General features: G+C 71.6%; 21 protein-coding genes and 2 pseudogenes. 7 read left to right on the top strand and 16 right to left on the bottom strand.

Translation table 11 applies throughout. From position 1 onward, the window contains the following. The 14 genes and pseudogenes from GRC12_RS21725 to GRC12_RS21660 form a co-directional block, all read right to left on the bottom strand. Positions 1–238: pseudogene (locus GRC12_RS21725) on the bottom strand (SCO3242 family prenyltransferase); the annotation flags it as partial. Between the two features lie 371 nt (positions 239–609). Then, entirely contained in the window at positions 610–1,842 is a 1,233-nt protein-coding gene (locus tag GRC12_RS21720) for an inositol-3-phosphate synthase (protein ID WP_208781045.1), read from the bottom strand. Between the two features lie 158 nt (positions 1,843–2,000). Beyond that, positions 2,001–3,341, bottom strand: a complete 1,341-nt coding sequence (locus GRC12_RS21715; protein WP_208781044.1) for a ThuA domain-containing protein — start codon at positions 3,339–3,341, stop codon at positions 2,001–2,003. Positions 3,342–3,355: 14 nt separating this feature from the next. Beyond that, positions 3,356–5,896, bottom strand: coding sequence for a PQQ-dependent sugar dehydrogenase (locus GRC12_RS21710; protein WP_308286598.1), 2,541 nt, complete (start codon positions 5,894–5,896; stop codon positions 3,356–3,358). 98 nt (positions 5,897–5,994) lie between these two features. Then, on the bottom strand, positions 5,995–6,993 hold the full coding sequence (locus GRC12_RS21705; protein ID WP_208781042.1) for a sugar phosphate isomerase/epimerase family protein: 999 nt from the start codon (positions 6,991–6,993) through the stop codon (positions 5,995–5,997). 14 nt (positions 6,994–7,007) lie between these two features. Continuing rightward, positions 7,008–8,216: a Gfo/Idh/MocA family protein gene (locus GRC12_RS21700; protein WP_208781041.1), complete on the bottom strand. Its 1,209-nt coding sequence runs from the start codon at positions 8,214–8,216 to the stop codon at positions 7,008–7,010. A 53-nt stretch (positions 8,217–8,269) separates the two neighbouring features. After that, entirely contained in the window at positions 8,270–9,310 is a 1,041-nt protein-coding gene (locus GRC12_RS21695) for a substrate-binding domain-containing protein (RefSeq protein ID WP_208781040.1), read from the bottom strand. Positions 9,311–9,361: 51 nt separating this feature from the next. Beyond that, entirely contained in the window at positions 9,362–10,381 is a 1,020-nt protein-coding gene (locus GRC12_RS21690) for an ABC transporter permease (protein WP_208781039.1), read from the bottom strand. After that, positions 10,378–11,895 carry a sugar ABC transporter ATP-binding protein gene (locus GRC12_RS21685; RefSeq protein ID WP_208781038.1) on the bottom strand — a complete coding sequence of 506 codons (1,518 nt, stop codon included), beginning with the start codon at positions 11,893–11,895 and terminating at the stop codon, positions 10,378–10,380. Before GRC12_RS21685 ends, GRC12_RS21690 begins: the two co-directional genes overlap by 4 nt. Positions 11,896–12,031: 136 nt before the next feature. Then, positions 12,032–13,213: an ROK family transcriptional regulator gene (locus tag GRC12_RS21680; RefSeq protein ID WP_133041916.1), complete on the bottom strand. Its 1,182-nt coding sequence runs from the start codon at positions 13,211–13,213 to the stop codon at positions 12,032–12,034. 150 nt (positions 13,214–13,363) lie between these two features. Next, positions 13,364–14,041 (bottom strand): GntR family transcriptional regulator, encoded by a 678-nt coding sequence (locus tag GRC12_RS21675; protein WP_208781037.1) that lies wholly within the window; start codon positions 14,039–14,041, stop codon positions 13,364–13,366. Between the two features lie 202 nt (positions 14,042–14,243). Continuing rightward, the gene (locus GRC12_RS21670) at positions 14,244–15,182 is read right to left on the bottom strand and encodes a beta-ketoacyl-ACP synthase III (protein ID WP_208781036.1); all 939 of its coding nucleotides are present in this window, start codon (positions 15,180–15,182) and stop codon (positions 14,244–14,246) included. A 152-nt stretch (positions 15,183–15,334) separates the two neighbouring features. Next, a complete protein-coding gene (locus GRC12_RS21665; RefSeq protein WP_208781035.1) occupies positions 15,335–15,472 on the bottom strand; it encodes an MFS transporter small subunit in 138 nt (45 codons plus the stop codon). After that, positions 15,438–16,772 (bottom strand): OFA family MFS transporter, encoded by a 1,335-nt coding sequence (locus GRC12_RS21660; protein ID WP_208781034.1) that lies wholly within the window; start codon positions 16,770–16,772, stop codon positions 15,438–15,440. Before GRC12_RS21660 ends, GRC12_RS21665 begins: the two co-directional genes overlap by 35 nt. 266 nt (positions 16,773–17,038) lie before the next feature. Here GRC12_RS21660 and GRC12_RS21655 point away from each other — a divergent pair, with 266 nt between their 5' ends. Genes GRC12_RS21655 through fdhD form a run of 5 tightly spaced genes read left to right on the top strand, consistent with a single transcriptional unit; the run spans position 17,039 to position 23,461 of the window. After that, positions 17,039–18,010, top strand: coding sequence for a 2-dehydropantoate 2-reductase (locus tag GRC12_RS21655; protein ID WP_208781033.1), 972 nt, complete (start codon positions 17,039–17,041; stop codon positions 18,008–18,010). Next, positions 18,007–19,926 carry a molybdopterin oxidoreductase family protein gene (locus GRC12_RS21650; RefSeq protein ID WP_208781032.1) on the top strand — a complete coding sequence of 640 codons (1,920 nt, stop codon included), beginning with the start codon at positions 18,007–18,009 and terminating at the stop codon, positions 19,924–19,926. Before GRC12_RS21655 ends, GRC12_RS21650 begins: the two co-directional genes overlap by 4 nt. Before the next feature lie 4 nt (positions 19,927–19,930). Then, positions 19,931–21,748, top strand: a complete 1,818-nt coding sequence (locus GRC12_RS21645) for an NADH-ubiquinone oxidoreductase-F iron-sulfur binding region domain-containing protein (protein ID WP_208781031.1) — start codon at positions 19,931–19,933, stop codon at positions 21,746–21,748. After that, the gene (locus tag GRC12_RS21640; RefSeq protein ID WP_208781030.1) at positions 21,745–22,605 is read left to right on the top strand and encodes a 2Fe-2S iron-sulfur cluster-binding protein; all 861 of its coding nucleotides are present in this window, start codon (positions 21,745–21,747) and stop codon (positions 22,603–22,605) included. Before GRC12_RS21645 ends, GRC12_RS21640 begins: the two co-directional genes overlap by 4 nt. Positions 22,606–22,612: 7 nt before the next feature. After that, a complete protein-coding gene (gene fdhD, locus GRC12_RS21635) occupies positions 22,613–23,461 on the top strand; it encodes a formate dehydrogenase accessory sulfurtransferase FdhD (RefSeq protein ID WP_208781029.1) in 849 nt (282 codons plus the stop codon). 85 nt (positions 23,462–23,546) lie between these two features. Here the strand turns inward: fdhD and GRC12_RS21630 are convergent, their stop codons facing one another. After that, entirely contained in the window at positions 23,547–24,074 is a 528-nt protein-coding gene (locus GRC12_RS21630; protein WP_208781028.1) for an isochorismatase family protein, read from the bottom strand. 19 nt (positions 24,075–24,093) lie between these two features. Further along, a complete protein-coding gene (locus GRC12_RS21625; protein ID WP_208781027.1) occupies positions 24,094–24,534 on the bottom strand; it encodes a MarR family winged helix-turn-helix transcriptional regulator in 441 nt (146 codons plus the stop codon). A gap of 90 nt (positions 24,535–24,624) precedes the next feature. On the opposite strand from GRC12_RS21625, the gene GRC12_RS21620 reads away from it, so the two are divergent. Then, positions 24,625–25,542, top strand: a complete 918-nt coding sequence (locus GRC12_RS21620) for a quinone oxidoreductase family protein (RefSeq protein ID WP_208781026.1) — start codon at positions 24,625–24,627, stop codon at positions 25,540–25,542. A gap of 48 nt (positions 25,543–25,590) precedes the next feature. Then, positions 25,591–26,028: pseudogene (locus GRC12_RS21615) on the top strand (DUF5005 domain-containing protein); the annotation flags it as partial.

Raw genomic sequence — 26,028 nt, 5'->3', positions numbered from 1 at the left:
GCTCCACCGCGTCCTCCTCACGGTCGGACCAGTCGTTGAGGGCCATGCCCGCCTCATAGAGGCAGAGGGAGGATCCGATGGCGAGGAGAGTGCGGGCGTTCGGGGCCGGGGCGGTCGCGGCGGCGCCGGCGAGGGCGTCACCCGGGACGGTGAACAGGGCGGGAAGCCGCAGCAGTTCGGCCCAGGCGAGGGCGTGTTCGGCGAGGGAGGCGGTGCGCGCAGCGTCCGGCGACGGCATGGGTCCAGCCGTTCGAGCCGTGGCGGTCCGACCCGTCCAGCTGCGCCGTCCGGCGCCCACGGCAGGCGCCTGCCAAGCCGGCGTCGAGTCAGCGGAATCCGCAGCTCCACCGCCGCCCCTTCCGCCCACGGCAGGCGCCTGCCAAGCCGGCATCGACTCACCGGCACCCGCAACTCCACCGCCGCTCTTTCCGGCCACGGCAGGCGCCTCCCGAACCGGCTTCCGCTCAGTAGCATGCGCAGCTCCCCCGCCGCCCCTTCCCTGCACGGCATCCGCCTGGGAAACCGGCTTCGGGGCCATGCCACCGAACCCGGTACGTCGGCCGACTCTCCGACCCGTCCACCGGCCGAGGTCCCACGCTCGCAGCCTGCTCATCGCGGCTCCCCCTGCCGGTTCGAACCACCGTGATTCGAACCACCGTGATCCGCGCGCCTGCCGGAATCGGAATCCGCGGATCCACCCTCGAAGCCCCGCCCACCGTCCGTCGCCCGCAGTCGTTCCGCGAACCCGAGGAGCGCCGCGTACTGCTCGCCCAGCGCGGCCGGTCCCTCACCCACCGGGTCCTTGAAGTAGAAGCCCAGTTCGCCCAGAGGCCCGGCCAGGCCCGCCTCGTGCGCTCGGGACGTCAGCCGGGCGAGGTCGAGCACCAGGGGTGCGGCGAGCGCCGAGTCGCAGCCCTGCCAGATGGTCTGGAGGATCATGCGGGTGCCGAGGAAGCCGTCGAAGGCGATGTGGTCCCAGGCGGTCTTCCAGTCGCCGAGTGCGGGGACGTCGTCGATGTGGACCTCGCCCTCGGGAGTCACCGCGAGGGTCTCGGCCAGGACGCGCTCCTTGCCGGCGTTCTTCGCGGCGGCCGCGGCCGGGTCGGCCAGTGCCGCGCCGTCGCCGCCGCCGAGGAGGTTGGTGCCGGACCAGGCGCGGACCGACAGGGCACGCTGGGTGAACATCGGGCCCAGCACGGAACGCAGAAGCGTCTGCCCCGTCTTGCCGTCGCGCCCGGCGTACGGCAGGCCGCTCCTCTCCGCGGCGGCTGCCAGCGAAGGGTGGTGCAGGCCGGTCGACGGGGTGAAGTTCACATAGGGGCAGCCCGCGCGCAAGGCCGCCGCCGCGTAGAGGGAGCTCGGCGGGAGGGCGCGGTCCGTTGCCGGGGGCTCGGTGGAGGCGACGTTCACCACCACCGCCCGGTCCAGACCGCGTCGTCGTACGAAGTCATGGATGTCCGCGGTGAAGGCGTCGATCAGTTCCTCCTCGGTGCGGGTGTCGCACGGCACCGGGCCGCCCGGTCTGATCTCCTCCTCGGCGGCGGCCAGTTCGGCCGAGACGGCGGCGGGGAGGCCGGACGGGAGGACGCCTCCGGCCGCCAAGGCCTCGGCACGTTTCGGCAGGGGGCAGTCCTGGGTGTCGTGTCCGCCGAAGACGAGCGAGACGAGGGGCGGCAGGCCGGTGTCCGCGAACGCCGGGGTCTCGGTGAGCAGGCCGGTCGGCGGTCGCAGGCCGGCGGTCAGCGCGGCGCAGCCCGCGACGACGGTGGTGGCGACGGAGCCACGGGCCCCGATCAGCCATACCCCGACACGTGGCCGGGATACGGAAAGGGACGCGGACATGGGCAGCCTCCTCGTCGAACGCGTCGGGTACGAAGCACCACAAATCAACAGCTCCGGGGATCGATGAATCCCGCGCGACGGAATTCCTGGGTCCGGCGATCCCCCGGATCGGGTGGAAGGCGGCGGGCGGAGGTCCGGCGTCCTCCGCCCGCCGCCGCTCAGTCGCCCTTGCCGGGCAGTTCCCTGATCCGGAGGTCGCGGAAGGACACCTGGTCGTCGGCTCCGTGGTTCTGGATGCCGATGTGTCCGTCGGCGAGGCTCCGGGCCGGGTCGGTGTTGGTGAAATCGTTGATCTTCACGCCGTTGAGCCAGACGCGGAGCCGTTCACCCTCCACGCGGATCTCGTACGTGTTCCACTCCCCCGGCGGGTTCAGCGCACGGTCGCGCTTCTTCAGGTCGGCGGACTGGAAGCCGTAGACGGACCCGGTGGTCCTGTCGGGCACGTCGGTGGCGTCGATCTGGATCTCGTAGCCGTTGTTCACGGCCGACCACGGGTCGTCCGAGGGCGGAAAGCCCACGAACACACCGGAGTTGTCGTCCCCGTCGGGACCGGCCATCGTCCAGTCGAGCTTCAGGGAGTACGACGTGAAGCCCGACGTGGCGTACCAGAGCAGGCCCATACCGCCCGACGACGTCAGCGTGCCGTCGTCGGCCAGGGTGAAGGAGCCGGGGCCCGCCTGCTTCCAGCCGTCCAGGGACGTGCCGTCGAGCAGCGGCCGGTAGCCGTTCTCGGGACGGCAGTCGGCCTGGGCGTCGCCGGTCGCCCACCGCAGACCGCCCAACAGGTGCTGCCGGAAGGCCGGTTCGGCGTACGACTCCTTGGTGTGGCCGCCTCCGGTGTAGAAGGCCCGGCCGCCCTGGTAGGTCTGGCACCAGGCGATCGGATGGTCGCCGTTCATGGTGCCGCCGGTGTACGAGGACTCGTCGAGCGAGGCCAGGACATGGGCCCGGTCCCGGGGGTTGGAGCGGTAGTTGTACCACTCGTCGGTACGGGACCAGGTCCGTTCCAGGCCCGAGGTCGCCGGGTGAGCCCGGTCCTCGACGGTCACCTTCGCCGGCTGGATCGCCGGATGCGACTGGAAGTAGGCGCCCGCGAGGCCGCCGTAGAACGCCCAGTCGTACTCGGTGTCGGCGGCGGCGTGGACGCCGACATAGCCGCCGCCGTGCCGGATGTAGCCCTCGAAGGCGCTCTGCTGGGCGTCGTTCAGCACGTCCCCGGTGGTCGACAGGAACACGACCGCGTCGTAGCGGCGCAGGTTCTCGGCGGTGAACGCTCCGGCGTCCTCGGTCGCGTCGACGGCGAAGCCGCCGTCGGCACCCAGCTGCCGGACCGCCTCCACGCCGGCCGGAATGGAGTCGTGCCGGAAGCCGGCGGTCTTGGAGAAGACCAGCACCCGTTTCCCGGCGTCCCCGGGGTGCGAGGCGGCGGGGCCGCAGACGCAGCCGAGGAGCAGTGCGGCGCCCACGACGACGGTGGCCGAGCGGCCGGTTGAGCGCATCACGTTTCCTCCCCTCAGCTCGTCGTGAAGGTGAAGTCGTCCACCTCGAACAGCGCGCCCGAACCGCCCTTGAAGACCAGGTAGAGCGTGGTCGAGCCCTTCGGTGCGCGGGACAGGGCGGCGCTGACGTCCTGGAAGGTGTCCCAGCCGCCGGTCACCGGGACGGTCGCCTTGCCGAGCAGGGTGCCGGTGGGCGAACCCGCGCGGATCTCCAGCCGCCCGCCCGTGCCGCCGGACGCCACGCGCGCCGTGATCTTGGTGGCGTTGCTCAGGGCGTACGGGGTGAACGAGATCCAGTCGCCGTTGCCGATGTCACCGACCGTCTTCCCGCCGTGCGCGGTGTCCCGGGCGACGACGGTGACACCGGAGCTGTCGCCGAAGTGCTCGGCCTGGCGGTGGCGGGGCTGCAGGACGTTGCGGCCGTGGGAGGTGAGCGGGGCCTGGCCGCCGCCTCCGTTGTCGGTGTACTCGGCGTCCAGGACCCCGAAGATGTTGGCGTTCTCGTCGTGGCCGCCGTCGGCGGTGGTCTGGAGGGTGCCGGTGCAGCCGTTCGCCGAGGTGATCGGGTGGCCGTGGGTGTCATGGCCGAGGACGAAGGTGACCTTCACCTTGGAGCAGTCGATGGCCGTGCCGTCCTCCGGGTCGGTGACCCTCACCTTGAACGGGATCGCGTCACCGAAGCTGAACAGCTGGCCGTCACGCGGGAGTTCGACGGTCACCGTCGGTGCCGTGTTGCCGACGACGATCTGCACGCTCGCACTGCCGGTACGGCCGCCGGGGTCCTTCGCCGTCAGGGTCGCGGTGTAGGTGCCGTTCTTCTTGTACGTGTACGCCGGGTTCGCCGCCGTCGACCTGCCGCCGTCCCCGAAGTCCCAGCTGTAGGTGAGGGCGTCACCGTCCTGGTCCGACGAACCGGCGGAGGAGAACCGCACCTTCAGCGGGGCCTGTCCGGACGTGCGGTTCGCCGCGGCCTGGGCCACCGGGGAGTGGCCGTCGGTCGCGTTCTCGATGCGGTACAGACCGGAGTTGTCGTCACCGCCGAACCACGAGGTGCCGTAGTCGAGGACGTACAGCGCGCCGTCGGGTCCGAAGGCCATGTCCATCACCTGGGTGCCGGTCCACGGGAAGGCGTTGACGGACTGCACGGTGCCGTTGGCGTCGCTCACGATGCGCTTGATCCAGCGGCGGCCGAACTCACCGGCGAAGAAGTCGCCGTCGTACGCCTCGGGGAACTTGACGGGTGAGTCGAGCGAGGCGTCGTAGTGGTAGACCGGGCCGCCCATCGGGGACTCGGAGCCGTCGCCGAACTCCGGTACGGACGGGCCGTTGTAGGGGATCCAGGCGGGCTGGGCCGGGGGCAGGTCGGTGAGGCCGGTGTTGTGCGGGGAGTTGTTCTTCGGGGCCCCGCAGTCGAAGGAGCTGCCCGAGGTCTTCGTCGCGAAGTCGTAGTCGACGTAGGCGTCGTTGGCGCCGGTGCAGTACGGCCAGCCGAAGTTGCCGGGGCCGGTGACGCGCGCGAACTCGACCTGGCCGGCCGGGCCGCGGGCCGGGTCGGCGGCGCCCGCGTCGGGGCCGTAGTCGCCGACGTAGACGATTCCGGTCTTCTTGTCGACGCTGAAGCGGAACGGGTTGCGGAAGCCCATCGCGTAGATCTCGGGGCGTGTCCTGTCGGTGCCGGGCGCGAAGAGGTTGCCGTCGGGGATGGAGTACGAGCCGTCGGCGTTCACCTTGATGCGCAGGATCTTGCCGCGCAGATCGTTGGTGTTGCCCGCGGAACGCTGGGCGTCGAAGGCGGGGTTGCGGTCGGCGCGCTCGTCGATGGGCGTGTAGCCGTCCGACTGGAAGGGGTTGGTGTCGTCGCCCGTCGACAGGTAGAGGTTGCCGGCCGCGTCGAAGTCGATGTCGCCGCCGACGTGGCAGCACAGGCCGCGGGAGGCCGGGATGTCGATGACCTTCTTCTCGCTGGCGGTGTCGAGGGTGCCGTCGGCCTTCAGCACGAAGCGGGAGAGGCGGTTGACGCCGTCGAAGGGGGCGAAGTCGGCCGCGGTGCCCGTCTCGGGGGCGTCACCGGCCGGGGTGTCCAACGGGGGCGCGTAGTAGAGGTAGATGGCGCGGTTGGTCGCGAAGTCCGGGCCCACGCCGACGCCTTGGAGCCCTTCCTCGTCGTGGGAGTAGACGTCGAGCTTGCCGATCAGCCGGGTGTTGCCGGCGGCGTCCGTGAGGCGCAGCTCGCCGTCGCGTGAGGTGTGCAGGACGGAGCTGTCGGGGAGGACGGCGAGCGACATGGGTTCGCCGACCTCCGCCTCCCCCTTGGCGAGGGTGACCTGCTGGAAGTCCTCCGCCGCCGAGGCCGCCGACGCGGCAGACGCGGCCGAACCCCTCGACGCGGCCGAAGCGGTCCCCGGGTCGGCGACGGCTGCGCCGGCCTGGGGCGTGGTCAGGGTGAGCGAGGCGCCGGCGAGGAGCGCGCCGCCGAGGAGGGCGATCGCTCGGCGGAGGCGCCGTCTGTGCGGTGTGAGTCCTTCGGTGCGGGTGGTGCGGTCGTTCCCGTGCACGAATGCCTCCATGGGGGGCCGGTTGTACGGGCGGGTGCGTACGCCGGGATGCGCCGTCATCCCGGAGATGCGGAAAACGAACTGGCTTGTGTTCGGGCTCAGTTGCCGAACGCCGCGTCGAAGGAGGCCGACGGCGGCTCGAAGTCGTGGGCCTTGAGGCGGGTCAGGGCCTCGGGGGCGCCCTGGAGCCGGTCCATGCCGGCGTCCTCCCACTCGACGGAGATCGGGCCCTGGTAGTCGATGGAGCGCAGCATCCGGAAGACGTCCTCCCAGGGCACGTCGCCGTGGCCCGCGGACACGAAGTCCCAGCCCCGGCGCGGGTCGCCCCAGGGCAGATGGGAGCCGAGGCGGCCGTTGCGGCCGTCCAGGCGCTTGCGGGCCTCCTTGCAGTCGACGTGGTAGATCCGGTCGCGGAAGTCCCAGAGGAAGCCGACAGGGTCCAGGTCCTGCCACACGAAGTGCGAGGGGTCGAAGTTCAGGCCGAAGGCGGGGCGGTGCCCAACTGCCTCCAGAGCCCGGTGCGTTGTCCAGTAGTCGTAGGCGATCTCGCTCGGATGGACCTCGTGGGCGAACCGCACGCCCTCCGCGTCGAAGACGTCGAGGACCGGGTTCCAGCGCTCGGCGAAGTCCTCGTAGCCGCGCTCGATCATCGACTCGGGCGCGGGCGGGAACATGGCGACCAGGTGCCAGATCGCGGAGCCGGTGAAGCCGATGACGGTCTCCACGCCGAAGGCCGCCGCGGCCCGCGCGGTGTCCTTCATGCGGTCCGCAGCGCGCCGCCGTACCCCTTCCGGGTCCCCGTCGCCCCAGATCTCGCCCGGCAGGATGGCCTGGTGGCGTTCGTCGATGATGGCGTCGCAGACGGCCTGTCCGACGAGGTGGTTGGAGACGGCCCAGCACTCGAGGCCGTACTTCTCCAGCAACTCGTGCCTCGACCTGAGGTAGGTAGGGTCGGTGAGCGCCTTGTCGACCTCGAAGTGGTCTCCCCAGCAGGCGAGTTCGAGGCCGTCGTAGCCGAAGTCGCGGGCGAGGCGGCAGACTTCCTCCAGGGGCAGGTCCGCCCACTGGCCGGTGAAGAGCGTGAACTGGCGTGGCATGTCCGGGGACCTCCTCAGACGGCGACGGGCGTGTAGACGGAGTTCTTCTCGGCGCTCTCCTCCACCGCCGCCAGCACGCGCTGCACCTGCAGCCCGTCGGCGAAGGAGGGTTCGGGCCGGCGGCCCTCCGCGACGGCGTGGACGAGGTCGCGGGCCTGGTGGACGAAGGTGTGCTCGTAGCCGAGACCGTGGCCCGGCGGCCACCAGGCGTCCAGGTAGGGGTGGTCGGGTTCGGTGACGAGGATGCGGCGGAAGCCGGCGTGCGTTCCCGGCTCCGTGCCGTCGTGGTACGACAGCTCGTTGAGCCGCTCCAGGTCGAAGGCGAGCGAGCCGCGCTCACCGTTGAGTTCGATGCGCAGGGCGTTCTTGCGGCCGGTGGCGTAGCGGGTCGCCTCGAAGGAGGCGAGGGCGCCCGAGGCGAAGCGGCCGGTGAACAGGGCGGCGTCGTCGACGGTGACCTGCCCGGTGCCTGCGGACGAGACGGCGGACAGGCCGCTGGTGGCGCCGACGGGCAGCGGACGCTCCCGTACGAAGGTCTCCGTCAGGGCGGACACCCCCGCGAGCCTCTCCCCCGCGAGGTACTGCGCGAGGTCGACGATGTGCGCGCCGAGATCGCCGAGCGAGCCCGAGCCGGCCAGTTCCCTGCGCAGCCGCCAGGTGAGCGGGAACTCCGGGTCGACGAGCCAGTCCTGAAGGTACGTCACCCGGACGTGCCGCAGTTGTCCGAGGCGCCCTTGCGCCACCATCCGCCGGGCCAGGGCGGTCGCCGGCACCCGGCGGTAGTTGAAGCCGACCATCGCCAACTGACCGCGCTGGTGGGCGGCTTCGGCCGCCGCAGCCATGGCCGAGGCCTCCTCCACGGTGTTCGCGAGCGGCTTCTCGCACAGGACGTGCTTGCCGGCGGCGAGGGCGGCGAGGGCGATCTCGGCGTGGCTGTCGCCGGGGGTGCAGATGTCGACGAGGTCGATGTCGTCGCGTGCGATCAGGGCCCGCCAGTCGGTCTCGGCCGTCGCCCAGCCGTGCCGGTCGGCCGCCGCCCGTACGGCCGTCGCGTCGCGTCCGCAGATCGCGGCCATGACCGGCCGCAGCGGCAGGTCGAAGACGCGCCCCGCGGTGCGCCAGCCCTGGGAGTGGGCGGCGCCCATGAAGGCGTAGCCGACCATGCCGACGCGCAGGGGTGGCTTCGCGGCCTCCGGTCCGTCCGACTGCTGGGGCTGTGCCATACGGATGTCCTCCTCGTCCTCTTCGTGCCTGTGCCGTGGGGGGTGCGGGGCGGTCAGCGGAAGCCGGTGGGCATGTACTGGTCGACGTTGTCCTTGTCGACGACGGCCGAGTAGAGCGTGATCGAGGCCGGGATCTCGAACTCGGCCATGCCGCTCACGCCCTTGCCCTGGCCGAGGGCGCGGGCCAGGTCGATCGCGGACGCGGCCATGGTCGGCGGGTAGAGGACGGTCGCCTTCAGTACGCCGTTGTCCTGCTTGAGGGCCTGGAAGGCGGAGAGCGCTCCGGCGCCGCCTACCATCAGGAAGTCGTCCCGCCCGGCCTGCTCGATGGCGCGCAGCGCGCCCACGCCCTGGTCGTCGTCGTGGTTCCACAGCGCGTCGAACTTGGGCTGGGCCTGGAGGAGTTGGGCCATCTTGGCCTGGCCGGACTCGACCGTGAACTCGGCGGCCTGGCGGGCCACCTTCCTGATGTTGGGGTAGTTCCTCAAGGCGTCGTCGAAGCCCTTGCTGCGCTGTTTGGTGAGCTCCAGGTTGTCCAGTCCGGCCAGCTCGACGACCTTGGCGTTCGGCTTCCCCTTCAGCTTCTCGCCGATGTAGGTGCCGGCGTTGAGGCCCATGCCGTAGTTGTCGCCGCCGATCCAGCAGCGGTACGCCTGCGGGGAGTTGAAGATGCGGTCCAGGTTGACGACGGGGATGCCGGCCCGCATCGCCTTCAGGCCGACCTGGGTCAGCGCCTTGCCGTCGGCGGGCAGCACGACCAGGACGTCGACCTTCTTGTTGATCAGGGTCTCGATCTGGCCGATCTGGGCGGCCGTGTCGTTGGAGCCCTCGGTGATCTCGAGGGTGACGTCGGAGTACTTCTTGGCGCGGCTCTCGGCGTTGTCGTTGATGGCGTTGAGCCAGCCGTGGTCGGCCTGGGGTCCGGCGAAGCCGATGGTGACGTGCTTGCCCGGCTTGTCGTCCGCGGCGGGCCGGTTGTCGGCCGCGGTCTTCTCGTCCTTGCTCTCGTTGCTCGTGCAAGCGGTGAGGAGGGCGGTGGTGGAGACGGCGGCGGCTCCGAAGAGGAGGCCTCTGCGGCTGGTGCCATGTGACATAGCACTGGCGCCGGTGGAATGTGACATAGTACTGAAACCTTTCCTCAGACCTCAGGACGTGCGCGCGCCACGCCGCTGCACCAGCACGGCGGCGACGATGATCGCCCCCTTGGCGATCTGCTGGACGTCGCTCTGCAGGTTGTTCAGGGCGAAGATGTTGGTGATCGTCGTGAAGATCAGGACGCCGAGCACCGAGCCGGTGATGGTCCCGCGTCCCCCGCTCAGCAGCGTTCCGCCGATGATGGCCGCCGCGATGGCGTCCAGCTCGTAGAGGTTGCCGTTGGTGTTCTGGCCGGAGCCGGACAGGACGATCAGCAGGAAGGCGGCGATGCCGCAGCACAGCCCGGACAGCAGGTACAGGTACAGCCGCTGACGGCGGACGTCGATGCCGGCGAGCCGGGCGGCTTCCGCGTTGCCGCCGACGGCGACCGTGCGGCGCCCGAAGGTGGTGCGGTTCAGGAGCAGCCAGCCGATGATCGTCACGACCGCGAAGACCAGGACCAGCGGCGGGACGCCGAGCACGTAGGAGTCGCGCTCGCCGAGCTTGAGGATGCCGTCGATGGTGACGATCTGGGTGCGGCCGTCGGTGATCTGCAGGGCCAGGCCGCGGGCCGAGGCGAGCATGGCGAGGGTGGCGATGAAGGGGACCATGTTGCCGTACGCGATGAGCAGCCCGTTCACCAGGCCGCAGCCCACGCCGACGATCACCGCCGTGAAGAGGACCCCGGCGAAGCCGTAGTCCTGTGTGGCGACCGTCGTCGCCCACACCGACGCCAGGGCGACGATCGCGCCGACCGACAGGTCGATGCCGCCGGAGGTGATGACGAAGGTCATGCCGACGGTGACGACGCCGATGACGGAGGCCTGGGTGAGGACGAGCTGGAGGTTGCGGGTGTCGAGGAACTCGTCGGGCTTGGTGATGCCGCCGATCAGGACCAGGGCCGCGAGGACGCCGAGGAGGGAGAGGGTGCGGACGTCGGCGCGGGCGAACAGACCGCGCCAGACGGGGACTTGGCCGGTCGTCGGCACCTTGTCGGTGTTGTCCCGTGGCGGGGAGGCGTGCTGCGTCATGACGCCGGGCTTCCTTCCATGACGAGGTCGAGTACGCGGTGTTCGTCGAGCTCCCGGGCGGGTGCCGTGTGGACGACGTGTCCCTCCCGGAGCACCAGGACGCGGTCGGCGAGGCCGAGCACCTCGGGCACCTCGCTGGAGACCAGCAGGACGGCGAGGCCCTCGTCGGCCAGGCGCCTCACGACCGCGTACAGCTCGGCGCGGGCGCCGACGTCGACGCCCCGGGTCGGCTCGTCGAGCAGCAGGACGCGGCAGCCGCGCAGCAGCCAGCGGGCCAGGACGGCCTTCTGCTGGTTGCCGCCGGAGAGGGTGCGGACGGGCACGGAGGGGTTGTCGGGCCGCAGGGACAGCTCGCGTGTGGCCGCCCGCGCCGCCCCGAGTTCGGCACCCCGGTCGATCCAGCCGGCGCGCGAGAAGCGGGACATGGAGGAGACGGAGACATTGCGGGTGACGGACTCCAGCATCAGCAGGGCCTGCGCCTTGCGTTCCTCGGGGGCGAGCCCGAGCCCGGCCCGGACCGCGGCCCGTACGCTCCCGGGCCGCAACACACGACCGTCCACCCGTACGTGACCGGCGGTCGGCCTGCGGGCGCCGTAGATCGTCTCCAGGATCTCCGAGCGCCCGGAGCCGACGAGTCCGGCGAGGCCGACGATCTCACCGGACCGCACCTCCAGGTCCAGGGGCGCGAACTCCCCTTCCCGCGCGAGCCCTTGAACCTCCAGCACCGGGGTCGTATCCGGTGCCGAGGCGGGCCGCTTCGGGAAGACGTACTCGACGTTGCGGCCCGTCATCAGCGCGACCACCTCACGGGTCGGCGTCGACTTCGCCGGGAGCCCGCGGGCCACCGCCCGTCCGTCCTTCAGCACGGTCACCCGGTCGCCGATGCGGCGGATCTCCTCCAGCCGGTGGGAGATGTAGACGACGGCGACTCCCTCGCCGGTCAGGTCGCCGACGATGCGGAAGAGGTTGTCGACCTCGTCCGGGTCGAGGGCGGCCGACGGCTCGTCCATCACGATGAGCCGTACGTCGTGGGAGAGCGCCCGCGCCATGGACACGATCTGCTGCTGGGCCGCCGACAACTCCCCCACCAGCCGGGCCGGGTCGATCTCCGGATGTCCGAGTCGCCTCAGCAGCTCGGCGGTCGACGCCTTCGCCGTCTTCGCCCGGACGACGAACCCGGCCGCCGTCGGCTCGTGGCCGAGGTGGACGTTCTCGGCGACCGACAGATGCTCCACCAGGTCGAGTTCCTGGTAGATGGTGGCGATGCCGAGGCGCATGGCGGCGATGGGCGAGCGGAGGGTGACCGGCTCGCCGCGCCAGCCGATCGTGCCGGTGTCGGGCTGGTGGGCGCCGGACAGGACCTTGATCAGGGTGGACTTGCCGGCCCCGTTCTGGCCGAGCAGACAGTGCACCTCACCGGCCTGGACGTCGAGGTCGACTCCGTCGAGGGCCCGGACTCCGGGGAATGACTTGGTGATGCCGGACATGCTGAGCAGCGGTGGTTCTGGTGCCATGCGGATCCCCTTGGCGGGCGTGCGGGCCGGTTGCAGGGTGCGTGCGGGCAGGCTCGGTCGGTGCGCCTGCGGGCAGGTGTGTTCGGGGCACGGCGCGGCAGGGCGCCGTACACGTGAGCCGTACGGGAATGAGCGCTTACGCGGGTGAGAACAGATGGTCGCTGATGAGGCGGCCGGCGCCGATGACTCCGGCGTTCGGGCCCAACTCCCCCAGCACGATGGGCAGGTTGCCCGTCGCGAGCGGCAGCGACTGACGGTAGACCTGGGTGCGGATCGCGGCGAGCAGGGTGTGGCCGAGGCCGGTGACCCCGCCGCCGATCACCACCAGGCCCGGGTTGAAGAAGGAGACCAGGCCGGCGATGACCTGGCCGGTACGGTTGCCGCCCTCGCGGATCAGATCGAGGGCGGTGGCGTCACCGGCGGCGGCCGCGGCGGCGACGTCCACCGCGGTGAGGGTGCCGTGCGCCGCGAGGCGCGAGGCGAGTTCCTCCGACAGCCCCTGCCCGGCCGCCTCCACGGCGTCCCGGGCGAGGGCCGCCCCGCTGAAGTGGGCTTCCAGACAGCCCCGGTTGCCGCAGGCGCACGGGCGCCCGTCGGGCACGGCCTGGATGTGCCCGATGTCGCCCGCGCTGCCCGTCACCCCGCGGTGGACCTCACCGCCGACGACGATGCCGCAGCCGATGCCGGTGCCGATCTTGACGCAGAGGAAGTCACCCACGGAACGTGCGACGCCCGCGTGCATCTCCCCCATCGCCATGAGGTTCACGTCGTTGTCGACCATGACCGGGCAGCCGAGTTCCTGGCTGAGCGCCTCCCGTACGGGGAAGCCGTCCCAGCCCGGCATGATGGGCGGAGCCACCGGGACGCCCTCGGGGAAGCGGACCGGTCCCGGGACGCCGATGCCGGCGCCGTCGAAACCCTCCGCGAGCCCCGAGGCCCTCAACTTCGCGGCCATGGACAGGACTTGCTCGAAGACCGCGACCGGGCCCTCGCGGACGTCCATCGGCTGGTTGAGGTGGCCGAGGACCTCCAGTTCGGCGTTGGTGACGGCGACGTCGACCGAGGTCGCGCCGATGTCGACGCCGAGGAAGCGCAGTTCCGGATTGAGCCGGACGTTGTGGGAGCGGCGGCCGCCGCGCGAGGCGGCGAGCCCGTCGGCCACGACCAGGCCCGTCTCCAGCAGCCGGTCCACCTCCACGGCCAGTTTGGACCGTGAGAGGTCGACCTGATCGCCCAGCTGCGCACGGGAGTTGGGTCCCGCGTCGCGCAACAGCTTGAGCAGTTTGGCCTGATGGGCGTTGGCGGGTCGTGCCGTCATGCGTCTCACGAGCCCCTCCCCGCCTCAATCGGCCGCCAGTGTTCCGGCTTTCGAGGGGAACGTAGCAAGGAACACCGAGCCTGAGAAGAAGCCGTGCGCGAATTCGCTACAACTTTCTCCACTCACAGGACAAAGAAGGGAGTCGCGGGGTCAGGACTCCCCCCGCTCGTGGTACGACCGCCGGGTGTGTTCGGTGTGGTCGCGCATCAGCCGGGTGGCCCGCTGCTCGTCCCGGTCCGCGATCGCGGCGATCAGCTCGCGGTGCTCGATCCAGGACTGCCGGCCGCGCTGGCGGGCGATCGGCGTGTAGTACCAGCGCACCCGGCGGTCGACCTGGGCCGCCAGTTCGGCGAGGACCGCGTTGCCGGCGAGATCCATGATCTTGGCGTGGAAGCGGGCGTTCATCGCCACCGCGCCGTCCACGTCGTCGGCGGTAACCGCCTTCTCCCCCTCGGCACACAGCTCCTGAAGGACCGCGATGCCGTCGCTGCCGGCGTTGGCGGCGGCCAGCCGGGCCGCCTCGGCCTCCAGCAGCGTACGGACGGTGAGCAGCTGGTCGGCCTCCTCCTCCGTCGGCTCGTGCACGAACGCGCCCTGGGCGGGCCGGAGATCGACCCAGCCCTCGGTGTTCAGCCGCTGCAGCGCCTCCCGCACCGGCTGCCGGGACACACCGAGGTGGCCGGCGAGTTCGCTCTCGACCAGGTGCTGGCCGGGCTGGAGGGCGCGGGTGGTGATGAGTTCGAGCAGTGCCTCGTAGACGCGGTCGCGCAGCGGGCCGGGCCGTTCGAGCTTGGGCACCGCGCCCTGCGGCAGTCCTGTCGACAACATCGGTCGGTCCCCCTCCTGGGCAGCGCGGGGCAACTGCAGCCGGAAGCCAGTATCGATTGTCTTTCGTCTACAGTCTACGGCGCACAACCGCCAGGGGGACGGCGAGTTGACCTCGTCACACGCCAGATCGGCACACGCCGGATCGGCACACGCCGGATCGGCACACGGCCATTCAGTCCGCTGCTGCCCGGCAAACCCCCGCTCACGGGCAGCGGACGACCTGTCCGGCGTACGACAGGTTGCCGCCGAAGCCGAAGAGCAGGACTGGGTCGCCGGTGGAGAGGGAGCCCTGTTCGACCAGCTTGGACAGGGCGAGGGGGATGCTCGCCGCGGACGTGTTCCCGGACTCGGTGACGTCCCGCGCGACGACGGCGTTCACGGCGCCGATCTTCTCGGCGAGGGGCTCGATGATGCGCAGGTTGGCCTGGTGCAGGACGACCCCGGCGAGTTCCTCGGGCGCGAGCCCGGCGCGTTCGCAGGCCTTGCGGGCGATGGACGGCAGCTGGGTGGTGGCCCAGCGGTAGACGCTCTGCCCCTCCTGCGCGAACCGGGCCGGCGTCCCCTCGATCCGCACCGCGTGCCCCATCTCGGGCACGGAGCCCCACAGCACCGGCCCGATCAGCGGACGGTCGGCGGCCTCGACCACGGCGGCCCCCGCCCCGTCGCCGACGAGCACACAGGTGGTGCGGTCCCTCCAGTCGGTCACGTCGGACATCTTGTCGGCGCCGATGACCAGGGCGCGGACCGAGGCACCGGCGCGCACCGCGTGGTCGGCGGTGGCCAGGGCATGGGTGAACCCGGCGCAGACCACGTTGACGTCCATCGCGGCGGGCGAAGGGATGCCGAGCCGGGCGGCGACCCGGGCGGCCATGTTGGGCGAGCGGTCGACGGCCGTGGAGGTGGCGACCAGCACCAGGTCGATGTCGCCCGGCGCCAGGCCCGCCGCCGCGAGCGCCTTCGCGGCGGCGTGCGCGGCGAGTTCGTCGACGGGTTCGTCGGGCCCGGCGATGTGCCGGGTACGGATCCCCACCCGGGATGTGATCCACTCGTCGCTGGTGTCCACCATGCCCGCCAGATCCTCGTTGGTGAGCACCTTGGCGGGCTGGTAATGGCCTACGGCGGCGATGCGCGAGCCGTTCATGGGCGGATCCCCCTCGTTGCTGCTTCGGGTTGCGGGATCCACCAGTCTGATCAGTGACTCACGAGTACGGCGGCAGCCGAGGCGACAGGAAACGGGCGTCCGGGTTGTGGGCTTCTGTCAGGCCCTCGGACGCCCGAACACCTGCCGAACGCTCACCCGGTGAACAGCTTCGTCGCCTTCTCCACGAGTTCGTAGACGCCGTAGACGAGCGGCGCGCCCACCCACAGCCAGGCGAAGGCGATCAGCGGGCGCCGGTCAGGCGGACTCTGGCTGCTGTCGTGCTCCGACATCGGCGGCCTTCCTCGGTGCGGGGACGTGGTGACGGGGGTCGACCGGCCGGACGAGTTCGTTGGCGACGAAGCCGACGACGAGCAGGCCGATCATGATGACGAAGGACACGGTGTAGAGGGACGAGCCGGTCTTGCCGGCGTCCTTCTGGTGGTCGGCGATCCAGTTGACGATCAGCGGTCCGAGCACACCGGCCGTGGACCAGGCGGTGAGCAGCCGGCCGTGGATCGCGCCGACCTGGTAGGCGCCGAAGAGGTCCTTCAGATAGGCGGGGACGGTCGCGAAGCCGCCGCCGTAGAAGGAGAGGATGACCAGCGCGCACAGCACGAACAGCGGCTTGGAGGAGTCGCCGAACAGGGCGATGAGCGCGTACATCACCGCGCCGACGCCCAGGTACACGCGGTAGATGTTCTTGCGGCCGATCAGGTCGGAGGTGGACGACCAGCCGATGCGGCCCGCCATGTTGGCGGCGGACAGCAGCGCGACGAAACCGGCGGCGGCGGACGCCGAGACGGCGGCCGAGGTGTCGGCGAAGAAGTCCGTGATCATCGGGGCGGCCTTCTCCAGGATGCCGATGCCCGCCGTCACGTTCATGCAGAGCACGAGCCACAGGCACCAGAACTGCGGGGTGCGCACCGCGCTCGCCGCCGACACCTGCACGCCCTCGAAGGCGCTGGGCGCGTCCTGGACCGGCTTCTCGGTGCGCGGCACCCGCACCAGCAGCACACCGAGCGACATGAAGACGGCGTACGACAGCCCGAGGACCAGGAACGCCAGCGCGATCCCGGAGTTGTCGGTGCCGAAGGAGGACAGCATCTGCGCCGTCCAGGGCGAGGCGATCAGCGCGCCGCCGCCGAAGCCCATGATGGCGATGCCGGTGGCCATGCCGGGCCGGTCCGGGAACCACTTGATCAATGTGGACACGGGCGAGATGTAGCCGATGCCGAGGCCGACGCCGCCGACCACGCCGTAGCCGAGGACGATCAGCCAGAACTGCTTGGTCTCCGCGCCGAGCGCGGACAGCAGCAGGCCGGAGGAGAAGCAGACCAGCGCCACGGTCATCGCCCAGCGCGGCCCTTTGCGCTCGACGAGCGTGCCGCCGAACGCGGCCGACAGACCGAGCATCACGATGGCGAACTGGAACGGCAGCGCGCTCTCGGTGCCGTCGAGGTTCAGGGCGGATTCGAGCGGCGGCTTGAAGACGCTCCAGGCGTAGGCCTGGCCGATGGAGAGGTGGACGGAGAGGGCGGCCGGGGGGACGAGCCAGCGGCTCCAGCCGGGTGGCGCTACAGGGGGGCTCATGATCCCGAACCCTAGGAATCCGTAAGGGAGTTGGGAAGGTACGGGAGGGCAAAGCGTCGACCGTATGCGATGAGCGGTATGCACGGCGCGACGAACGGTCGGCGGCGGAGGACGAACGGTCACGGGCCGTCCCGGCGCCCGGTGTCCCAGGTGCTGCGCGAAGTCTTGTCCCCCCAACTTCCATACTGTAGACAATATTCGGTCGACAAGATTCGACAGTGCGGCCCTCTCCTCGGTATCCCTCGACCGAACGGAGCTGTCTCGTCATGAAAGTCGCAGTCCTCGGCGCCGGTGCGATCGGCGCCTACGTCGGTGCCGCGCTCCACCGCGCCGGCGCCGACGTGCATCTGGTGGCCCGTGGACCGAACCTGGCGGCCATGCGGCGGCACGGAGTACGGGTGCTCAGTCCGCGCGGCGACTTCACCGCGCACGCCCACGCCACCGACGACCCGGCCGAGATCGGCCCGGTCGACCACGTCTTCCTCGGTCTGAAGGCCACCTCGTACGCGGCGTGCGGGCCGCTCATCGAGCCCCTTCTGCACGACACCACCACGGTGGTCGCCGCCCAGAACGGCATCCCCTGGTGGTACTTCCACCGGCACGGCGGCCCCTACGACGGCCACCGCGTCGAGAGCGTGGACCCGGGCGGCGCGGTCAGCGCGGTGCTCGCGCCCGAACGGGCCGTCGGCTGTGTCGTCTACGCGGCGACGGAGCTGGCGGGGCCGGGAGTCGTACGGCACCTCGAAGGCACCCGGTTCTCCGTCGGCGAGCCCGACCGCAGCGTCTCGAAGCGCTGCCTCGACTTCAGCGAGGCCATGGTCGCCGGCGGTCTGAAGTGCCCGGTGGAGCCGGACCTGCGCAACGACGTCTGGCTCAAGCTGCTGGGCAACATCTCGTTCAACCCGATCAGCGCACTGTCCCGGGCCACCATGCGCCAGATGTGCCGGCACGGCGGCACCCGCAAGGTCATCGAGACCATGATGGCCGAGACGCTCGCGGTCGCCGAGGCCCTCGGCTGCGAGGTCGGCGTCTCCATCGAACGCCGGCTGGCCGGCGCCGAACGCGTCGGCGACCACCGCACCTCCACCCTCCAGGACCTGGAGCGCGGCAAGCCGCTCGAACTCGACGTCCTGCTCGCCGCCGTCGTCGAACTGGCGGAGATCACCGGTGTGGAGGTGCCCACCCTGCGCACCGTGCACGCCATCTCGGACCTGCTCGCGCTGAGGAGCGCCGCATGAGGAAGCGTCAGCCGAAGACCTACACCCGCCTCACCCACCCCCTGGTGCGGGACTCCCGTGACGAGCCGTTCCGGCGGGCGAGCTGGGAGGAGGCCCTGGACCGCGCGGCCCGCGGCCTGGACCGCAACCGCGGCGCGTTCGGCATGTTCTCCTGCGCCCGCGCCACCAACGAGATGAACTACGTGGCGCAGAAGTTCGCCCGGGTCGTCATGGGCACCAACAACGTCGACTCCTGCAACCGGACCTGTCACGCCCCGAGCGTCGCCGGGCTCTCCGCCGCGTTCGGCTCAGGCGGCGGGACGTCCTCGTACGAGGAGATCGAGCACACGGACGTCATCGTGATGTGGGGCTCCAACGCCCGCTTCGCCCACCCGATCTTCTTCCAGCACGTGCTGAAGGGCATCAGGAACGGCGCGCGGATGTACGCCGTCGACCCGCGGCGCACCTCCACCGCCGAGTGGGCGGAGAGCTGGCTCGGGCTGAACGTCGGCACCGACATCCCGATGGCGCACGCGATCGGCCGGGAGATCATCCACGCGGGCCTGGCCAACGACGCGTTCATCGAGCGGGCAACCACCGGATTCGAGGAGTACCGGGCGCTCGTCGAGCCGTGGACGCTCTCGCTCGCCGAGAAGGTGACGGGCGTACCGGCGCGCGCGATACGGGAGTTGGCGCATGCCTACGCCCGCGCCGAGCGCGCCCAGCTGTGCTGGACCCTCGGCATCACCGAGCACCACAACGGCACCGACAACGTCCGCGCGCTCATCAACCTCTCCCTGCTGACCGGCCAAGTGGGCCGCTACGGCGCCGGCTTGCAGCCGCTGCGCGGTCAGAACAACGTGCAGGGCGGCGGCGACATGGGCGCGATCCCCAACCGGCTGCCCGGCTTTCAGGACATCCTCGACGCGGACACCCGGCTGAAGTTCGAATCGGCGTGGAACACCGTCATCGAGCCCCACCACGGGCTGAACCTCACCGAGATGTTCGAGGCGATGGAGGCGGGCTCCCTGCGGGCCGTCTACTGCGTCGGGGAGAACCCGGCGCAGTCGGAGGCCGACAGCGAGCAGGCCGTACGGCGTCTGCGGCAGCTCGACTTCCTCCTCGTCCAGGACATCTTCCTGACGAGGACGGCCGAGCTCGCGGACGTCGTCCTGCCCGCCACGGCCGGCTGGGCGGAGACCGAGGGCACGACCACCAACAGCGAGCGGCGGGTCCAGCGGGTCCGGCGAGCGGTCACCCCGCCCGGCGAGGCCCGCGAGGACGTCGACATCATCTGCGAGCTGGCCGCACGTCTGGGCCACGACTGGAAGTACGCCGACTCGGAGGCCGTCTGGAACGAGCTGCGCTCGCTCTCGCCGGACCACCACGGGATGACGTACGAGCGTCTGGAGGAGCACCAGGGCATCCAGTGGCCGTGCCCGAGCACCGAGGACCTCGAACCGACCTTTCTGCACGGCCGGTTGTGGGAGAAGGACCCGGCCAGGCGCGGGATGCCGGCGCCCTTCGGGATCGTGCGGCACGATCCGCCGGTCGACCTCACCGACGAGGAGTACCCGGTCCGGCTCACCACCGGACGCCGCCTCGACTCCTACAACACCGGGGTGCAGAGCGGGGGTTACGCCTCCCCGCTGCGGCGCGGCGAGTACGTCGAGCTGTCCCCGGAGGACGCCGAGCACTACGGGGTCGTGGTCGGCGAGGAGGTACAGGTGTCCTCGCGGCGCGGGTCGGTCGTGGCGCCGGTGTGGATCGACCCGGCACTGCGTCCCGGGCTCGCGTTCATGACCATGCACTTTCCCGACGAGGTGGACACCAACCAGCTGACGATCGAGGCCACCTGCCCGATCGCCGGGACGGCGGAGTTCAAGGCCTCGGCGATCCGGATCGAGAAGCTTCCCGTCGCGACCATCGTGAGGTGACCTGATGGACCTGCACTTCGGCGACAGCAAGCCGACGGACGACGAACGGGCCGCCGTGGACGCCCTGTTGGGGCCTCCGGAGTCCTCCTGGGAGGGCGCCGACCGGTCCGACGCCGACCTGCGGTGGGCCCGCGGCGGCCGCGCGGCCCGGGACCGCCGCGACCTGCTGCTGCCGGGGCTGCACGCCCTGAGCGACCGCGTCGGATGGATCAGCGAGGGCGGGCTGGACTACCTGTGCCGGCGGCTGACCGTGCCGCCGGCGGAGGCGTACGGGGTCGCCACCTTCTACGCGATGTTCTCGCTCCGGCCCCGCCCCGCGACCGTTCTCCACGTCTGCACGGACCTCGCGTGCACGGCGGCCGGCGCGGCCGACCTGTGCGCCGGGGTCGAGGCAGGGCTCGGCCCCGGTGTGTCCGTGCAGCGCGGCCCCTGCCTCGGCCTGTGCGAACGCGCCCCGGCCGCACTCGCCGTCAGGGCGGGCGATCCGGTGCGTACGGCGGTGTCGGCGCCGGCGACCGTGCGGGAGGCCGTCCTCGCCGCGACCGCCCCCGACTCGGCGCCCGAGGAGCCGCCGGCGGCGACGGCGGTGCCGCAGGCCGGGGACCCGGGACTCGTCCTGCTCGGCAGGGTGGGCTTGGTCGACCCGTCCTCCCTCGACGACTACCGCGCCCACGGCGGCTACACCGCCCTGCGCCGCGCCTTCGAACTCGGTCCCGCCGGAGTGATCCGCGAGGTGACCGACTCCGGCCTGGTCGGGCGTGGCGGCGCTGCCTTCCCCACCGGCCGCAAGTGGCAGGCCACGGCGTCGCAGCCCGACCACCCCCACTACCTGGTCTGCAACGCCGACGAATCCGAGCCGGGCACCTTCAAGGACCGCGTGCTCCTGGAGGGCGACCCGTACGCGCTGGTGGAGGCCATGACGATCGCCGCGTACGCGACCGGCGCGCACCAGGGGTACGTCTATCTGCGCGGCGAGTACCCGCGCGCCCTGCGCCGTCTGGAGCACGCGATCGCGCAGGCACGCGCGCGTGGCTTCCTCGGCGACGACGTCCTCGGCCAGGGCCACGCCTTCGACATCGAGATCCGGCGCGGTGCGGGCGCCTACATCTGCGGCGAGGAGACGGCCCTGTTCAACTCCATCGAGGGCTACCGGGGCGAACCGCGCTCCAAGCCTCCCTTCCCGGTCGAGAAGGGCCTGTTCGGCAAACCGACGGTGGAGAACAACGTCGAGACGCTCGTCAACGTCCTGCCGATCCTGACCATGGGCGCACCGGCCTACGCGGCGATCGGCACCGGGAAGTCCACCGGACCCAAACTGTTCTGCGTCTCCGGCAGCGTGGACCGGCCCGGCGTCTACGAGCTGCCGTTCGGCGCGACGCTCGGTGAGGTGCTGGAGCTGGCCGGGGTGCGCCCGGGCCTGAGGGCCGTCCTCCTCGGCGGGGCGGCCGGCGGTTTCGTACGGCCCGACGAACTGGACATCCCGCTCACCTTCGAAGGCACCCGGGAAGCAGGCACCACGCTCGGCTCGGGCGTCGTCATGGCCTTCGACGACAGCGTTCCGCTGCCCCGGCTGCTGCTGCGGATCGCCGAGTTCTTCCGGGACGAGTCCTGCGGGCAGTGCGTGCCGTGCCGGGTCGGGACGGTACGGCAGGAGGAGGCGCTGCACCGGATCGTCGAGCGCACGGGGGCGGCCGCGGCCGACGACATCGCCCTGCTCAGGGAGGTCGGGCGCGCCCTGCGGGACGCCTCGATCTGCGGTCTGGGACAGACCGCGTGGAACGCCGTGGAATCCGCCATCGACCGTCTGGGGGCCTACGCATGACCGTGACACCGCTCGGGATTCCGCGCCGGCTGCTGGAGTTCACCCTGGACGGCCAGGAGGTCCGGGTCCCGGAGGGCTCGACCGTCCTCGACGCGTGCCGGGCGGCCGGGAAGGACGTGCCGACCCTGTGCCAGGGCGACACCCTGCGCCCCAAGAACGCCTGCCGGGTGTGTGTGGTCGAGGTCGAGGGCTCCCGGACCCTGGTACCGGCCTGCTCACGCCGGGCCGAGCCCGGAATGCTCGTCCGCACGGACACCGAGCGCGCCCGGCACAGCCGCAAGATCGTCCTCGAACTGCTGGCCTCCTCGGTCGACCTGTCGACGACTGAGCGGGTCGCCGGATGGATCAAGGAGTACGAGGCGAAGCCGGACCGGTTCGGCCCGGACGCGGCCCGGCTGGGCGAGGAGCCGAGGGTCGACAACGATCTGTACGTGCGCGACTACGACAAGTGCATCCTCTGCTACAAGTGCGTCGACGCCTGCGGCGACCAGTGGCAGAACACCTTCGCGATCTCCGTCTCCGGCCGCGGCTTCGACGCCCGGATCGCCGTCGAGCAGGACGCCCCGCTGACCGACTCCGCCTGTGTGTACTGCGGGAACTGCATCGAGGTGTGCCCGACCGGAGCGCTGTCGTTCAAGTCGGAGTTCGACATGCGTGCGGCGGGTACGTGGGACGAGACCAAGCAGACGGAGACGACCACGGTCTGCGCGTACTGCGGAGTGGGCTGCAACCTCACGCTCCACGTGCAGGACAATGAGATCGTGAAGGTCACCTCGCCGCACGACAACCCGGTGACCCACGGCAACCTCTGCATCAAGGGCCGCTTCGGCTACCAGCACGTACAGAACCGGGACTGAGGCACACATGGGACGAGTCACGGAACGACGCAAGGTGATCCGCATCCGGGACGGGGCCGTCTCCTCGCGCCCCGACACCCTGGTCGCGGAGGAGCCGCTGGAGATCCGGCTGAACGGCAAACCGCTCGCGATCACCATGCGCACCCCGGGCGACGACTTCGCGCTGGCCGCGGGCTTCCTGGTCAGCGAGGGCGTACTCGCCGAGCAGGCGGACCTGCAGAACATCGTGTACTGCGCGGGTGCCACCGTCGACGGCTCGAACACGTACAACGTGGTCGACGTGCGGACGGCGCCGGGCGTGGCGATCCCCGACATCACCCTCGAACGGAACGTCTACACGACCTCGTCCTGCGGCCTGTGCGGCAAGGCGAGCCTCGACGCGGTGCGCACGACGGCCCGCTGGCCGCTGGCCGACACTCCCCCGGTCCGCCTCGATCCCGAACTGCTCGCGGACCTCCCCGACCGGCTCCGCGCGGCCCAGCGGGTCTTCGACCGGACCGGGGGTCTGCACGCGGCGGCCCTGTTCACCGAGGACGGCGAGCTGCTGGACGTCCGGGAGGACGTCGGCCGGCACAACGCGGTCGACAAGCTGGTGGGCCGCGCCCTGCAGAGCGGGAACCTGCCCCTGTCCCGCACCGTCCTCCTCGTCTCCGGGCGGGCCTCCTTCGAGCTGGCGCAGAAGGCGGTCATGGCCGGCATCCCGGTGCTGGCCGCGGTCTCCGCGCCGTCCTCGCTGGCCGTGGACCTGGCCGCCGAGACCGGCCTGACCCTGGTGGGCTTCCTGCGGGGCAGCTCCATGAACGTGTACGCGGGCGAACACCGGCTCACCCTGCGGACCGCGGCCGCCCAGGCCTGACCGGCTCCCCGCGACACGGCGGCGGGGCCCCGACCGGCGGGGAGCGCCCCCTGCGCCGCACAGGGGCCCCGCCGGCACCCCTGGGTCAGCCGGCGACGAACCGCACCTCCGCCGCCCGTACCACCGTCCCCAGCCTCGGGAAGTCGAGGCGGGTCGACGCGTCGTGTTCGGCCGCCGTGAAGGCCGACATGGCGTCCTCGACGAAGACCAGGTCGTAGCCGAGGTCGCCGGCCGCGCGGGCGGTGGACTCGACGCCGAGGTTGGTGGCGATCCCGCCGAGGACCAGGGTGGTGACGCCCCGCTCGCGCAGTACGGCGTCCAGGTCCGTGCCCTGGAAGGCGCCGATGGTGCGCTTGACGATCTCGACGTCGCCGTCCCGCGCCAGGCCCGCCACCAGGCCGCTGCCGGGCGGCTGTTCGGCGACGCCGGGCCGTTCGACGCGGACGAGGACGACGGTCGCGCCCGCCGAGCGGAAGGCGGCCGCCAACTCCTCGGCGGTGGACAGGACTTCGGGGCCCTTGCGGGGCTCCAGGGGCAGCGCGACGATCCGGTCCATCAGATCGACCAGGACGAGGGCGCTGCGCGCGGGATGGAGGGCGAGGGGTGCGGTCATGACGGAACGTTATCCGCCGTCAGCCCTCCGTAGTACCGGAAATCCGGATCAACATCTTCATGAACCGGTCACGTTCGGCGGCCGAGAGCGGGGCGAGCAGGTCGTCGTTGGCCGCGCGCGCCGCCTTCTCGCAGCGCGCCAGCGACCGCGCGCCCTCCGCGGTGAGGGACACCGCGTTCTTGCGGCGGTCCGCGGGATCCGGTTCGCGGACGACCAGGCCGGCGGCCTGGAGGTCGTTGAGGACGCCGACCAGGTCCTTCGGATCGAGCTGGACGCTCCGTCCGAGGTCGGCCTGGGCGACCGGGGCGAGGTCGCGGACGGCGGAGAGCACCACGTGGTGCCACATCCTCAAGCCCTCCGCCGCGAGCGCCTCGGCCACCAGGGCGCGTCCACGGGCGGCCGCACGGCCGAGCAGCCAGCTGGGCAGGGAGCGGATCGCGGCGAGCGGGGCGTCTGACATGTCGGCAGCCTAGCCAAAACTCGTTGGGGTTCCCAATGAACGCCGATACCGTTGGGGCCCCGACGGTTCCGTGCGATCCCTGGAGGTGTGATGCGGCGCGTCCGCTACGAGTCCACCGGTGGCCCCCTGTTCGTGGAGGAGGCCCCCGTCCCGGAGCCCGGCCCCGGAGAGCTCCTCGTCCGCTGCGAGGCCGTCGGCGTCACCCTCCCCGTCGTCCGCAAGGTCACCGAGGCGGCCGAGCCCGTTCCGCTCGGCGGCGAGATCGCCGGGGAGGTGGTGGCGGCCGGCGCGGGCGTCACCCGCTTCGCCGCCGGAGACCGGGTGACCGGCCTGTGCTTCGGGCACGGCTACGCCGACTTCGCGCTGCTGCACGAGGCCATGGCCTCGCCCGTCCCGGACACGGCGTCCGTCGTCGACGCGGTCGCCCTGGTCCGCGGCGGTCTGGTCGCCCTCGGCGCCCTGGATGCGGCCCGCCCCGAGCCGGGCGAGGCGGCCCTGATCACGGCGGCGGCGAGCGGTGTCGGGCACCTGGCCGTCCAACTGGCGCGGCGGCGGGGCGCAGCTGGGGTGGTGGGCGCGGTGTCGGACCCGGGAAAGGCCGGTTTCGTACGGTCCCTCGGTGCCGACGAGGTGATCGTCTACGGGGCCGACGGCTGGGGCGAACCCGTCGACTACGTCCTGGACGCGGTGGGCGGCGAGCTGCTGACCCCGGCGATCGCGGCGCTGGCCCCGGGCGGGCGGCTGGTGGCGTACAGCTCGGGCGGCGGGACCGTGCGGGCGTACGACCTGCTCGTGGGCGCCAAGTCCGTGATCGGCTTCCAGACGGCCCGGATCGCCCGCGGGAAGCCGGAGTTGTACGAGCGGTGGCGGCGGGAGCTGTGGCGGCTGCACGCGGAGCGCGCGGTGCGGCCCGTCGTGCACGGGGAGTTCGCTCTGGGGGACGCGGCGAAGGCGCACGCGGTGGTCGAGGCGCGGGGCAACCTGGGCAAGGTGGTGCTGCGGCCCTGACGTCAGTGCCCATGGACCGTGCCGTCGGCAGCCGCTAACGTCCCCTGGGTGCCCGACGACCGACGAGCACGACAGCGGACGGGAACCGGCCTCGGCCTGCTGCTGGCCCTGGTTCTCGGGGCCGTGCTGCTCACCGCCCTGCCCGACGACGACGGCCGGGAGGGCGGCGGGTGCGCGCCGCACACGGTCACCTCCTGGTCGAAGGACGACCGGCTCACCGGTGAGTTCGCCCGCTACGGAGACGACGCCACCCGCACCGACGACTGGACCGGCGGCGACGGCACCCACTCGCTGCGGCTGCCCGACGGACGGGTGCTGTGGCTGTTCTCGGACACCTACCTGGGCCAGGTGCACGGCCCGCCCAACCCGGTCGGCGAGTCCTCCGCCTGGCGGGACACCGGCGCGCCCCTGGTGCGCAACTCGGCCGTGGTGATGGACGCCGGGGGCCGCCTGCGCGGCACGCTGCCCGCCCCGCTGTTCCCCAAC

The sequence above is a fragment of the Streptomyces griseorubiginosus genome, from assembly GCF_017614965.1.
Taxonomy (GTDB): domain Bacteria; phylum Actinomycetota; class Actinomycetes; order Streptomycetales; family Streptomycetaceae; genus Streptomyces; species Streptomyces griseorubiginosus_B.
This window is presented reverse-complemented; position numbering and strand designations above follow the sequence as displayed.